Annotated in this window: 11 protein-coding genes; 8 read left to right on the top strand and 3 right to left on the bottom strand. The window is 41.3% G+C overall.

Annotated features, from left to right (window positions below; genetic code table 11):
- Nucleotides 1-173: 173 nt before the first annotated feature.
- From MJO53_RS07040 to MJO53_RS07050, 3 genes are all read left to right on the top strand, one after another.
- Nucleotides 174-1,364 (top strand): phosphoglycerate kinase, encoded by a 1,191-nt coding sequence (locus MJO53_RS07040; protein WP_252081014.1) that lies wholly within the window; start codon nt 174-176, stop codon nt 1,362-1,364.
- A gap of 120 nt (nt 1,365-1,484) precedes the next feature.
- Nucleotides 1,485-3,086, top strand: a complete 1,602-nt coding sequence (locus MJO53_RS07045; RefSeq protein ID WP_252081015.1) for a lytic transglycosylase domain-containing protein — start codon at nt 1,485-1,487, stop codon at nt 3,084-3,086.
- 12 nt (nt 3,087-3,098) lie between these two features.
- Entirely contained in the window at nt 3,099-4,097 is a 999-nt protein-coding gene (locus MJO53_RS07050; protein WP_252081016.1) for a DUF4837 family protein, read from the top strand.
- Between the two features lie 76 nt (nt 4,098-4,173).
- Here MJO53_RS07050 and MJO53_RS07055 read toward each other — a convergent pair whose 3' ends face one another.
- From MJO53_RS07055 to tatA, 3 genes are all read right to left on the bottom strand, one after another.
- Entirely contained in the window at nt 4,174-4,344 is a 171-nt protein-coding gene (locus MJO53_RS07055; RefSeq protein ID WP_224835958.1) for a DUF6747 family protein, read from the bottom strand.
- 248 nt (nt 4,345-4,592) lie between these two features.
- Nucleotides 4,593-6,653 (bottom strand): OmpA family protein, encoded by a 2,061-nt coding sequence (locus MJO53_RS16935; RefSeq protein WP_286037775.1) that lies wholly within the window; start codon nt 6,651-6,653, stop codon nt 4,593-4,595.
- A gap of 218 nt (nt 6,654-6,871) precedes the next feature.
- Nucleotides 6,872-7,069, bottom strand: coding sequence for a twin-arginine translocase TatA/TatE family subunit (tatA, locus tag MJO53_RS07070; protein WP_286037776.1), 198 nt, complete (start codon nt 7,067-7,069; stop codon nt 6,872-6,874).
- A 168-nt stretch (nt 7,070-7,237) separates the two neighbouring features.
- On the opposite strand from tatA, the gene MJO53_RS07075 reads away from it, so the two are divergent.
- The 5 genes from MJO53_RS07075 to rfbD all read left to right on the top strand — a co-directional run bounded on the left by MJO53_RS07075 (nt 7,238) and on the right by rfbD (nt 13,148).
- A complete protein-coding gene (locus MJO53_RS07075) occupies nt 7,238-8,107 on the top strand; it encodes a M23 family metallopeptidase (protein WP_224835957.1) in 870 nt (289 codons plus the stop codon).
- Nucleotides 8,108-9,607, top strand: a complete 1,500-nt coding sequence (locus MJO53_RS07080) for a GH3 auxin-responsive promoter family protein (RefSeq protein ID WP_252081017.1) — start codon at nt 8,108-8,110, stop codon at nt 9,605-9,607.
- Between the two features lie 50 nt (nt 9,608-9,657).
- Nucleotides 9,658-11,346 carry a DUF6909 family protein gene (locus tag MJO53_RS07085; RefSeq protein WP_224835955.1) on the top strand — a complete coding sequence of 563 codons (1,689 nt, stop codon included), beginning with the start codon at nt 9,658-9,660 and terminating at the stop codon, nt 11,344-11,346.
- A gap of 66 nt (nt 11,347-11,412) precedes the next feature.
- Nucleotides 11,413-12,345: a hypothetical protein gene (locus tag MJO53_RS07090; RefSeq protein ID WP_252081018.1), complete on the top strand. Its 933-nt coding sequence runs from the start codon at nt 11,413-11,415 to the stop codon at nt 12,343-12,345.
- A gap of 20 nt (nt 12,346-12,365) precedes the next feature.
- Complete coding sequence (gene rfbD / locus MJO53_RS07095) at nt 12,366-13,148, top strand: dTDP-4-dehydrorhamnose reductase (RefSeq protein WP_252081019.1); 783 nt, start codon at nt 12,366-12,368, stop codon at nt 13,146-13,148.
- The last annotated feature ends 9 nt before the right edge of the window (nt 13,149-13,157 follow it).

A 13,157-nucleotide genomic window follows, 5' to 3' on the forward strand; every position in this document is an offset into this window, starting at 1 on the left:
GATACATTTTTAACGGCTGAAGTTTCCCTAAGGAAAACAGGGTATCCCAAAGAAGGTTTAACAGAATTCAACGAAAAGGTTAAATCCACTGAAACTTTTAAATATTAGTACGGATGAATAGCCGAAAAAGCAGGAAATCTTTACTTTTGAAATTCTCAAAAAAGGACACACAGATGAAAACGATAGACGATTTTAATTTTGAAGGAAAAAAAGCATTGATACGAGTAGATTTCAACGTGCCGTTGGATGGCGATTTCAATGTAACCGATACCAGCCGGATCGATGCTGCAAAACCCACCATACTAAAAGTTTTGGAAGACGGCGGGTCTGCGGTCTTAATGAGCCATTTGGGCCGGCCAAAAGGAAAAGTAAATCCGGATATGTCGCTATCGCATATCGCCGAAACCGTATCCGATATTATCGGGGTACAGGTGAAATTTGTGGAGGATTGTGTTGGAAACAAAGCGGATGAAGCCGTAGCAGGGTTAAAAAGCGGCGAGGTTCTTTTGCTGGAAAACCTAAGGTTTTATGCTGAGGAAGAAGCTGGAGACGAATCGTTTGCCGAACAGTTGTCCAAACACGGGGATGTTTATGTGAACGATGCTTTTGGAACAGCGCATAGGGCCCATGCCTCTACAACAATAGTGGCCAAGTTTTTCCCCGAAAACAAGTGTTTCGGATATTTGTTGGCCAAAGAAATAAAAGCAATAGACAAGGTGACGGAAACAGGGGAAAAACCAGTAACCGCAATCTTGGGCGGCGCTAAAGTTTCTTCCAAAATCACCATTATAGAGAATATTCTGGACAAGGTGGACAATTTGATCATCGGAGGGGGTATGACCTACACTTTTATAAAAGCCCAAGGGGGTAAAGTCGGGGACTCCATCTGCGAGGATGACAAAATGGATTTGGCGCTCGATATTCTAAAACAGGCAAAAGCCAAGAACGTTCAGGTATATTTACCGGTAGATGTTCTGGCCGCCAATGATTTTGATAATGCCGCCGACACCCAATTTGTGGAGGTAAACGAAATTCCGGATGGATGGCAAGGCTTGGATGCCGGACCTAAAACCCTTGAAATTTTCAAACAAGTAATTCTTGCTTCCAAAACAATTCTTTGGAACGGACCCGTTGGAGTTTTCGAAATGGAAAACTTCGCCAAAGGAACCATAGCCGTTGGCAACTATATAGACGAAGCCACTCAAAATGGAGCGTTCTCGCTAGTTGGCGGAGGTGATTCCGTTGCGGCCGTAAAACAGTTTGGTTTCGAGGACAAGGTGAGCTATGTTTCTACAGGTGGTGGGGCCATGTTGGAAAGCTTGGAGGGCAAGACCTTGCCCGGAATTGCTGCAATAATAGGCTAAGTCTCACGTTTTGAGATATTGGGGAAACGTTAAAAGAAAGAGAATTTTATCTCTTGGCTTTAGTATTTCAGAAAAAAAAGCCAATTTAGTTCGCCCCAAAAAAAATCAAACCTTGTCCAAATGAACCAGAAAATTAAAAAAGCTGTTTTTGCGGCCATTCTTTGCGTAGCTTCGAATATGGCAGCACAACAAGTGGATGATCAGCAGAATGTTGATGGAGATTCAACCAAGGATCAGGAGAGTGAAAATGCCACCATTGCCGTATCAAACATCAAAATAGATGGGCAATTGATGGCTCTTGAAACGCAAGAGGACGGCAAATTTAGACTGCGCGATCTGGAAGAGGCATGGAGATACGATAGCCTTTGGCTCAAAGAGCTTCACAGTAACGCTGAGCTATTCAGTGATATGTTGTTGGAAATCCAAAGTGCACCGGAACAAGAGCCGGCTGTTTTACTGGATTTGCCCACCGATACACTAAAGGCCCGTTTAGCCCGAATGGATGAAAAAACACCCTTCAACATCTCATACAACCCATCGTTGGAAAGCGTTATCAAATCCTTTTTAACACGAAGGAGGGACTTAATGCAACGGATGATGACCGCCAGCCAGTTTTATTTTCCACTGTTTGAACAAGAACTGGACAACCAGAACATTCCTTTGGAAATAAAATATTTGGCAATTGTTGAGTCCGCACTCAATCCCAAGGCAAGGTCCAGGGTTGGGGCAAAGGGCCTGTGGCAATTTATGTACAGCACCGGAAAAATGTATGGGCTGGATGTGAGCAGTTATGTTGATGAGAGGCATGATCCGATCATGGCCACCAAAGCGGCGAGCAAGTACTTGTCCAGATTGTATGATATTTTCGGGGATTGGGATTTGGCCCTTGCGGCCTATAACTCGGGACCCGGAAATGTAAATAAGGCCATAAGGCGCTCCGGGGGATATGAGAACTATTGGAACATCCGACCGTTTCTTCCACGTGAAACAGCAGGATACCTCCCTGCATTTTTGGCTACCATGTACATTTTTGAATATGCGGAGGAACATGGGCTACAATATAAAAGAGCAGAACGCGCTTATTTTGAAACCGACACGGTTCATGTAAAAAACCTGATTACGTTTGATCAAATATCCAAATTGGTGGATATAGGTAAAGAGGAGCTGGAAATGTTGAACCCGGCCTATAAATTGAATATTATCCCAAAAGTCGAAGGGAAGAATTATGCACTCCGTCTGCCGGTTTCAAAAATTGGAAAATTTGTCTCCAACGAGGAAGAAATCTATGCCTATGCCAAAAAGGAATTGGATTCCATGGAGAAACCATTGCCCAGTATGATCAAGGCACAGGATCAAATAAGATATCGTGTAAAAAGTGGGGATTATCTAGGCAAGATAGCGGAGCGCTATGGGGTTGGTGTAAGCCAAATAAAAAGATGGAACGGACTTAGGAGCAATAATTTAAGGGTCGGACAGCGCTTAACTATTTTTCCAAGAAAACCGTATATCGCTAAAAAAAGCAGCAATAGCAGTAGTTCCAAGTCAAATGGAAAGGTAGCGGACGGCTCAAAAATCCACACAGTAAGATCTGGGGATTCCCTTTGGACCATTTCCAAAAAATACCCGGGTGTTTCCATCGAAAATTTGCGAGAATGGAACGGTATTAGCGGTAATAATCTAAAACCGGGCACAAAACTAAAATTGTGCGATTGTTCTTCGTAAATTTAACACAAGATGAAAAAATTAGGAACACTATTTATTGTCACCGTATTGCTGGCATTGGGAGCTTGTAACAGCTCGGGATCAAAAGAAAGGTTTTTACCGCCATCCACAGGAGGGATCAACTCCTTAATGGTAGTTATGGATACTGAACTCTGGCGAGGCCCAGTTGGCGAAAAAATAAGGGAAGAGTTTGCGGCCCAGATTGTAGGATTACCGCAAATAGAACCAAAGTTCAGCCTAACCCAGATACCACCAAAAGTGTTTAAGGGAACAACCACCCATTCCCGATCACTGTTGTATGTGGAGCAAGACTCTACCTCCTTGGCCCACATTAAAAACGATGCATATTCAAAACCTCAAAAAGTAGCCGTTGTAACCGGGCCTACAGAAGAGGTGTTGATCAAAAACCTGGATTCGTTGGCCGATAGGGCAATAAAAGAATTCAAAGCAAACGAGATTGCCGAGGCCCAGAAGCGATTTGAGCGTTCCTTGAGCAAGGACAAAGCACTGGAAGAAGAGTTCGGAATACAACTCAACGTGCCCTCGCTTTACAAAGTGGGCAGAAGGGAAAACAAATTTGTTTGGATGGACATTCAAATCCCAAAAGGAACCATGAACATTATTGCTTATGAGATGCCATGGGACTATTTTAATAACGACTCTACCTTTGTGGAGGATATTGTAAGAATGAGGGATTCCATTGGAAAAAGCTTTATTCCCGGCCCGTATGAAAACACGTATATGATTACGGAAAAAGCTTTTGCCCCTTATGTTTTTCCTGCAGAAATAGGTGGCAAAAAAGCGGCTGAGGTAAAAGGCGTTTGGGAAATACATGGTTACCCAATGGCGGGTCCGTTCTTAACCTACATCATCAACGATAAGGAGAACGATAGAAAAATGATTATCGAGGGATTTACTTTTGCTCCGTCCGAAGCAAAAAGAGACTACATGTTCGAGCTGGAAGCCATTTTAAAGACCATAAAGTTTGATTCCGATCCTCCAAAAGGATAGGAACAACCAAATTCAAATATCAAAAAAGCCCAGTGCACATTGCCTGGGCTTTTTCGTTCTTTAAAACTTAGGCTGATTAATCAAACGCAAAGCCTGTTGCTATCCTGTAAATAAAGGCATAAAGCACAATAAAGAACATGACAAAGCTGAACCAGGCAAATATTTTAAAGTATTTTTCCACGATGATGTGCCCCAAGTTGCGGAACGCATCCATATAGATTTCTTTGACGAGTACTAATTTTTTCATAAGCTTGATTTTAAGATTTAAAGACATGTCAAAGATTCGACTACGAAGGTGAGAACCGAAAACAAAGGGATGAAACGCAGGAAAAAAGGGGTGAATGCTGTTGTGAAAAGTGTTAAATCCGTAAGATTGTGCTTTTGATCGATAAACTACATATTGCCCTGATCGGCTATACGATCAATTTCATCGATAAACAGTAGAAGTTCTGTGTTTTTAAGTCGGATAAACACAGTTTTAAGGCCTGTAAGAGCTTATTCGGCAATTAGGATAAACTCCGACCTTCTGTTTAAACGGTGCTGACCAGGAGGACAGGATTGGCTATCTCCACAATTGTTCAATAAACGGTCTTCACCAAATCCAGAGGTGCTAATAATTCGGCTCGGGTCTATACCTTGCGAAACCATATAGTCTTTGGTAGACTTGGCCCGCTTCTCGGAAAGATATTTATTGTAAGCCTTGGAACCAATAGCATCGGTATGGGATTCAATCTTTAAGGATAGCCCTTTGTTCGATTTTAGCACAGTAATCAGTTTATCCAATTCTTGTGCGGAACTCGGGGTTATTTCGTAGCTATCAAAGCTGAAATAAACATTTTTGGGTTCAAATGTTTTAACAATGGCCTCTGCTGCGGATTGTTTGATCTCTGCCTTCAGCTTTTGGGTCACCACTATATTTTTGTTATCGGCGGTTTGTATCGCAAGACTATCGTTTAGGTACCCCTCCTTTTTCGCCACCACCATATAATTGGTAGTTGGGTTTAGGTTGGGAAAGGAATAGTGGCCCATTTCATCTACGGTTGTTTCATTTATCATTCTATTTCCTTGCAATAGTAATACGGTAGCGCTCGGCAATGCTTCACCTGATGCCAAATCTTCCAGAACCCCTGTGATCGCATTTAGGTTTGGAGTGTATGCAAAGGAATAAATATCGTCATCACCTTTGCCTCCTTTTCGGTTAGATGCAAAATAGCCCTTCCCACTAGAGGCGTCCACGATATACGAAAAATCGTCCCTATTACTGTTAATGGGCTCGCCCAAATTCATCGCGCCTGCAAAAGTCTCATCGGAACCATCGGATTTGTAAACATCTAGCCCGCCATATCCCATTGGTCTGTTGGACGAGAAATAAAGACTGTTTTCCGTTACGTACGGGAACATTTCCTTTGTATCCGAGTTGATTGTCCTACCCAGGTTTTTGGGCTCGGAAAACGCACCGTTTTCTAGAATATCCACCACATAGATGTCCGTTTCACCAAAACCGCCGGGCATATCGGAAACAAAATACAATTTTTTGCCATCCGGACTTACCGTAGGGTGTCCCGTTGAATAATCTTCACTATTAAAGGGAAGTTCTTCTGCGCTGGTCCATTGGCCATCTATGTTTTGTGAGCGATAGATCTTGAGGTGGTTAATACCATTTTTGCCTCGCTTCAATCGTTTACCATAGTTGTTTCTGGTAAAATAGATGGTTTTTTGGTCAGGAGAAAAGGCAGATGATGCCTCATGGTATTTTGTATTGATTTTCTTGGAGAATTTTTTGGGCGGCAATAGATCACCATCATCATTTTTCTTTTTCGATACATATAGATCAAGAAAAGGCTGGTTGGTCCAGCGATAACGACGTGTGGTCAAAATGGAAGAATCTTTTGCGGAAGCATATACGATATCCGAATCATTATGGAACATGGGCGAAAAATCGGAATACTTGGAGTTAATATCCAAATTCTTGATCGTCACTTGTGTTGCGCCTTTCCAAGTATTGGTGTTTAACGATTCCAGTTCGTTCAGGGGCTCGTTCCTTTTTTGTCTCAATATTTTGGTCAAAGCTGCCGCTCTAAGATATTTTCCCGTTCCCTTTAGGGTTTGGGTATATTTAAAAAAGGTGTCTGTATTTATTTCATCTTCGTATAATGTGAACAGCTCATTGTACCACTTGTACGATTTTTCCAGATTACCGGTGTAATAATGGGAATCGCCAGCTTTGGAAAGTATTTCGTAGGTGTGCTTTGTATCGGTTTTTTCGAGGACAATATCAAAAATGCGGGCAGCTTCGGCATACCACATTTTGTTAAAGTACGAATTGCCTCTTTGGACCAGTTTTTCGGCCACTCCTTTTTTACCAAGGTATTTATTGAGCTTTTTATTATTGAGCCCGTCGAGGTATTTTACAAATTCACTTGGGGATTCATCGCTGTTATTGTCCATCAGTGTATCGGACAACAAAGTATCCTCTCCAATATTGGAAAGGGCAAGCTCCTGGGCATTTGACCCTAGGAAGCATGAGAAGAAAAAAAGCAAGATCAATCTTTTCATTACCACTCCGTCTGCACAAATGAACAAAAAAGGCTCATTTGGAGGTTAAGCATGCAAGCCTAACAGTTTAGTTGTAACCGCTAAAATAGGATAAGGTAATTGGGGGGATAATTTTTTGTTGTGAAAGGCTGAAATATCGACATTGAAACCTTAAAATATGTGGTCGTTGGTCGAAAACCAATTAAAAACCAGTGCGTTTCAACGCCCAAAAAATCCGTTTAGGAATTAGATTCGTTTTTTCCGCCTTCCAGTTTCTCGTCTTCTTTGGTCGCGTCCTTAAATTCTTTGATGCCGCTACCAAGCCCTCTCATAAGTTCCGGAATTTTTCTGCCTCCGAAAAGCAAAACTACCACGGCAACAATCAGGACAATCTGCCAAGGGCCCAACATTCCAAGTAATATAGTTTGAGCAATCATATCTTCAAAAACCTTTAATTTAGAAAGGTAAAGGTACTAAAAAGAAGTGGAAGAGAATATTCGATTAACGAAATTTAGGATTTAAAACTGATTTTTAGACTTGTAAGCAGCGTAGCTTTTTAAAAAGCTTAACATCCATATTAAAATCTAAGACTATCTTTGTTGACCATGGCAAAGGACAAAAAGAAAAGAAAGGAGATAAAACGTAAGCTACTGCACAAGTATCGCTTGGTAATTCTTAATGAAAGCACCTTTGAGGAGAAAATTTCGTTTAAACTCAATCGGCTCAATGTTTTTGTTACCGGAACCTTATTTATAATTGTATTGATAGGGCTCACGACATTGATCATTGCCTTTACGCCCCTTCGAGAATATATCCCGGGATACTCCTCAACAAAATTAAAGAGACAGGCTACGGAACTTACCTATAAAACAGATTCTTTGGTCACTGTTCTTAACTATACAAATAAGTACTTGGACAATGTTAGAAAAGTACTGCGCGGCGATATCGAGAATAACCAGACGAATAGGGACTCCCTGTTCGAACAGTACAAATTGGACCCCTCCACAGTAGACCTGACACCCATACGCGAAGATTTGCTTTTGCGTGAAGAAGTGGAATTGGAAGACAAGTACAATCTTTTTGAAAGGGATGTGGAAAACCTTGGAACACTTTTCTTTTCTCCCGTTAACGGTACTTTGACCCAAGGGTTCGACCCAAAAACAAAGCACTATGCTGTGGATTTGGTAGCGCCAAGAGATACACCGGTCAAAGCAATTGCGGACGGCACCGTTCTTTTTGCGGAATGGACCACCGAAACAGGGTATGTGATCATCGTGGAACACCAAGAAGGCATTACATCGGTGTACAAACATAACGGCTCGTTGAGCAAAGCTCAAGGCGATATGGTAAAGGCAGGCGAGGTAATAGCTTCAATAGGAAATACAGGAGAGCTTACTACAGGACCACACCTACACTTTGAACTTTGGAGAAAAGGCAAACCAGTGGACCCACAAAACTATATTGATTTCAATTAGATGTCCTTAAAAGCATTTGCAGCTAAAATATTTGCGAATCGAATTGCAAAAAAGACCGATAAATGGGTAAAACAGCCCGTTAAGACCCAACAAAAGGTTTTTAACCAATTGATAACCGAAGCCAAGAACACTGTTTTTGGCAGGGACCATGGCTTTGACACCATTAAATCACATCAAGAATTTACGGAAAGAGTTCCTATTAGGGATTATGAAGAGCTCAAAGGCTATGTTCAGCAAATTCTTGATGGTAAAAGCGATGTGCTCTGGCCCGGGAAACCCATATATTTTGCCAAAACTTCCGGGACAACATCTGGTGCCAAATATATTCCCATCACCAGACCATCAATTAAAAATCAGGTAGAAGCCTCTCGAAATGCCATACTCAATTACATCCACGAAACCGGTAATGCGGATTTTGTGGACGGCAGAATGATTTTTCTTCAGGGCAGCCCCATGTTGGAGGAAAAGAACGGCATAAAATTGGGAAGATTATCGGGCATATCGGCACATTACGTTCCCAATTACCTTCAAAAAAACCGCTTGCCCAGTTGGGAGACCAATTGTATCGAGGATTGGGAAACAAAGGTGGACAAGATTGTAGAGGAAACCGAAGAGGAGAGTATGACCGTTATAGCGGGCATTCCCTCTTGGGTCCAAATGTATTTTGAAAAGCTGAATGCAAAAACGGGCAAAAAAGTAGGGGAGCTTTTTAAAGAATTCCAACTGTTTATTTATGGAGGCGTAAATTATGAACCATACCGTGCAAAATTCGAAAACCTGATCGGCAGAAAAGTGGACAGCATTGAACTGTTCCCCGCTAGCGAAGGTTTTTTTGCCTATCAGAATTCCCAAAGGGAAAAAGGAATGTTGCTGTTGTTGGATGCGGGTGTTTTTTATGAATTTGTAAGGGCCGACGAGTTTTTCGACGAAAACCCAAGACGGTTGACCATTGCCGAGGTTGAGCTGGGTGTGGACTATGCCATGGTAATATCTACCAATGCGGGGCTTTGGGGCTATAACCTTGGGGATACCATTCGGTTTATTTCCAAAGACCCGTATAAAATTGTGGTTTCCGGCCGTATAAAACACTTTATCTCCGCTTTTGGTGAGCATGTAATTGCCAAAGAAGTGGAAGAAGCCCTTCGATTGGCAGTGGAACAGACCGATGCCCTTGTAAACGAATTTACCGTTGCCCCACAGACCAATCCGCCAGAAGGGGAACTCCCGTATCACGAATGGTTCATTGAATTTGAAAGGGAACCAACTGACCGAGTAAAATTTGCCGGAATTATTGAGGCAAGTATGAAAAAGCAGAACAGTTACTATCTCGACTTGATCGATGGACATATCCTTCAACCCTTAAAAATTAGTAGTGTCAAAACAAATGGCTTTCAGGATTACATGAAATCCATTGGTAAACTTGGCGGGCAGAACAAGGTTCAGCGACTTGCGAACGACAGAAAAGTGGCGGACGGATTACAGTCCTTTAAAATTAGTTGACTCATAACAGTTTAACTTTCATAGGAATTCACTTATTTTTGCCAGAAGATATGATGGCAACAGAAGTAAAACAGACTACCAGGGCACAGGAATCTACCAATGCGATCGAACGCTTGTACATTACCATGCGCCATTTGCTCAATCGCGGTTTTTATAAACCATCGGGCGTTTCGGGAAACGCCCTCCGCAGTGCACTTTTGCTGCTCAGGCCCGAAATATATGGTACAATTGCCGAGGAAAAGGCAGAGCTCAACGGATTGATCTATGTATTGGAACGTCTTCCAGAAGGCATTGAGGAATGTCGATTTATTAACCTTACCTCGGATGAAGGCTTCGCCAAATCGCATTTAAAACCTATTGTTCCCCCAAAAAGAAGACGAAACTGTTACCGCATTGACGACGAACAGATGAACATAGAAATAACCCGGGGACGTAGTGATATTTACGATATTTTGACCCACCTTACCTTCTTGTTCATTGAGTCCGGAAAAATTTCCAAAAGAGTTTTGGTGGACGATGGGAATGCAACCATTAGAGATTGGGACAAACTTACCGAGTTTGTACTGAGCGAGGAAAAAGATAATGAAGAAAGAGAAGTGGCCCTGATACATTGTGCCAATATCTTGGGCAGAACCTTTGATGAGGTAGTTGATATTCAGAACAAGCTAAAAACCCAGAAAGATCCAGACCGTTTTTTAAATGTGATGTACTGGTTGGGCAAATTGGCCATTGAGGAAGAAACAACTGGCAATAAAAGAACCATTACATTTAGTCCGTTGTTGCGCGAACGGTTAGGGCACCACATTCATGGGGAAAAGTGGGCCAACAAAATAAAGAACACCTTAAAGCAGAACAATTTAATACATAGGCCATTGCATATCATCAGTGCCAATATGCACAGTGTAATGAATTCCCTTTTTGCCAAAAAGGCATTGGCCGAAGAATTTCCGGACAACGATTCCCTGGACATTTATGTAGCATTGGGTTCCGAAAAACACAAATCGCTGAACCAAAAAGTAAAGGAACTGGCACAGAGCAATGGGATGATTTTCTTGGACGATGAATCCGGGGCCAATATCGATGTCCAAATATTTGATACTGCAAAGTTTGGTGGGGAAAGCTGCTGTTACAATTTGCCGGAGGGTATCTCCGAGGACGAAAAACCGGTTATATTCGTAATGGATTATGCCTTTGGGGAACAAGCATACGAAACCATAGATGAACTGTTGAAGCCCTTGGAAGAGGATGGTGAAAAGATTTTTTTGAATGTGGATTCTGTCTCCATTATGGGCAAGGCCGGAATTCTGGAAGGAGGCAAAGGAGATTTAATGATTCCATCCGCCCATATTTTCGAAGGAACTGCGGACAATTACCCCTTTAACAACGAACTCTGCGCCTCTGATTTTAAGGGACATGGATTAAAAGTAATGGAAGGAACCATGGTCACAGTGTTGGGAACCTCGCTTCAGAACAGGGACATACTCCAGTTTTTCCACGAGTCCACTTGGAACGTGATCGGATTGGAAATGGAGGGTGTACATTATCAAAAAGCTATACAATCGGCTTCTCAAATACGAAAAAGCATAAACAAAGAAGTTAAGGTGCGCTATGCCTATTACGCATCGGACAACCCCTTGGAAACTGGGAGTACCTTGGCTTCTGGCGGACTGGGCACTACAGGCGTTAAACCCACTTACTTGATTACGGACAGAATTCTTAAACAAATATTCAATACATAAAAAATGGCGGACCAACCAGTAAATCAGAATAGTTCAGACGAAATAGATTTGGGGCAATTGTTCCAAATGATTGGAAAATGGTTCAATAAACTTGGAATTTTCTTTTTGCGCGTTTTTCTATATTTAAAGAAAAACGCAATAATTCTCGCGGCTTTGTTTGTACTAGGTGGGGCAATCGGATATGGATTAAAATTTATTACTTCTGAAAAAATGCAGTTGGATGTAATCGTTAGGCCCAACCTGGACAGTAAAGACTATTTGTATGATGTAATAGATGAAATTGATATAAACCTTAAATCCGAAAACAAAACTTTTTTGGATGAATTAGGGGTGACGTTGGAAGAAGTAAAAGGCTTTCAAGTAACAATAGAGCCTACAAAAAAAGATACAGAAAATTCAAAAGAAAAAGAATTGGAGTATCTGGAGACGCTTCAAAAATTTCAAAATACAGACTTAGTAGCAGATGTATTGCGCGATGAACTTCTAAAAAACTCCGAATTAAATCACAAGGTCACTTTTAAATATAAGAATCCTTCAGGGGCAATTGTTGCAGAAAAAATAATGAAGTTTATTAACTCAAATACTTATTTTAAAGAACTTTTAGCAGTCCATACAGAGAATTCAATTTCAAGAATAAATCAGAATAAAGTCTTAATTGGACAGATTGATACTATTATAAAAGGATATTCTTCAAAATTTAACGGCTCGAGCAAAACATTTGAGAGCGGAAAACTCATATTGCAAAATGAAGATAACCTGAATGTCTCAAGTTTACTCAGCCTTAAAACAAGGTTAATTGAAGACATTGAAGATAAGCAAAAAGAGCTCAAGGAATTCTCGAACACAATAAGTATAATTAACTTTGGCAAACCTCATCGGGTCACCAAGGCTTTCTTTGGCAAGAAAATTATATTATTGCCCATGTTGTTAGTAGGATTGTTCTTTTTGTTATCATTCCTTAAATATCTCAACAAGAAAGCTTCACAGATAGAAGTTTAACACTTAGTTTTTCCATCAAAATGTCTAAAATCTTGGTTACGGGCTCCAAAGGACAATTAGGGCTTTCCTTGATGCATGCGGCACAAGGTTTTCCAAACCTGGATTTCGATTTTAAAGCCTCTAATGAACTTGATATTGCCAACAAGGAAGATCTGACCAAGGTAATTCACCAAAGCACGTATAGCTATTGTATCAACTGTGCGGCATACACCCATGTAGAACAGGCCGAAAAACATCCTGATTTGGCATTTAAGATTAATGCCGAGGGAGCAAAAAATATAGCAGAGCTTTGTAATGACCATAACGTTACATTGATACATATTTCCACAGACTATGTTTTTGATGGAGAAAAGGAAGGCCCTTATCTGGTAGGCGATAGGCCCAACCCGATCAATGTTTATGGAGCATCCAAATTAAAAGGAGAGCAGTTTATTCAAATAATAATACCCAACCATTTTATTGTTCGGACATCCTGGTTGTACAATAAAAAACATGGACATAACTTTTACCGTACCATTTTGAACAAGGCAAAGGCGGGAGAGGAATTGCGAATTACAGATGCTCAGAAAGGATGCCCGACCAATTCGGATGCCCTGGCCAACTATATTTTAAATGAAATTGTTTGTGGAGAAAGGCCATTTGGAACCTATCACTATACCGATGGGGAGCCTACAACTTGGTATGGTTTTGCACAACAAATACTCAAGGAAAACGGTTTGGAGGAAACCGCCAACCTTATTTTGGACAGGAATTATCGTACCTTAGCAAGGAGACCTAGGAATAGTGTACTCGCTGCTACATAATTAGAACCT

The sequence above is a fragment of the Flagellimonas marinaquae genome, from assembly GCF_023716465.1.
Lineage (GTDB): Bacteria > Bacteroidota > Bacteroidia > Flavobacteriales > Flavobacteriaceae > Flagellimonas > Flagellimonas alginolytica.

Bases quoted from the DNA above. Each gene is read 5' to 3' on its own strand.
- MJO53_RS07040 (WP_252081014.1), top strand. From the start codon at position 174: ATGAAAACGATAGACGATTTTAATTTTGAAGGAAAAAAAGCATTGATA.
- MJO53_RS07045 (WP_252081015.1), top strand. From the start codon at position 1,485: ATGAACCAGAAAATTAAAAAAGCTGTTTTTGCGGCCATTCTTTGCGTA.
- MJO53_RS07050 (WP_252081016.1), top strand. From the start codon at position 3,099: ATGAAAAAATTAGGAACACTATTTATTGTCACCGTATTGCTGGCATTG.
- MJO53_RS07055 (WP_224835958.1), bottom strand. From the start codon at position 4,344: ATGAAAAAATTAGTACTCGTCAAAGAAATCTATATGGATGCGTTCCGC.
- MJO53_RS16935 (WP_286037775.1), bottom strand. From the start codon at position 6,653: ATGAAAAGATTGATCTTGCTTTTTTTCTTCTCATGCTTCCTAGGGTCA.
- tatA (WP_286037776.1), bottom strand. From the start codon at position 7,069: ATGATTGCTCAAACTATATTACTTGGAATGTTGGGCCCTTGGCAGATT.
- MJO53_RS07075 (WP_224835957.1), top strand. From the start codon at position 7,238: ATGGCAAAGGACAAAAAGAAAAGAAAGGAGATAAAACGTAAGCTACTG.
- MJO53_RS07080 (WP_252081017.1), top strand. From the start codon at position 8,108: ATGTCCTTAAAAGCATTTGCAGCTAAAATATTTGCGAATCGAATTGCA.
- MJO53_RS07085 (WP_224835955.1), top strand. From the start codon at position 9,658: ATGATGGCAACAGAAGTAAAACAGACTACCAGGGCACAGGAATCTACC.
- MJO53_RS07090 (WP_252081018.1), top strand. From the start codon at position 11,413: ATGATTGGAAAATGGTTCAATAAACTTGGAATTTTCTTTTTGCGCGTT.
- rfbD (WP_252081019.1), top strand. From the start codon at position 12,366: ATGTCTAAAATCTTGGTTACGGGCTCCAAAGGACAATTAGGGCTTTCC.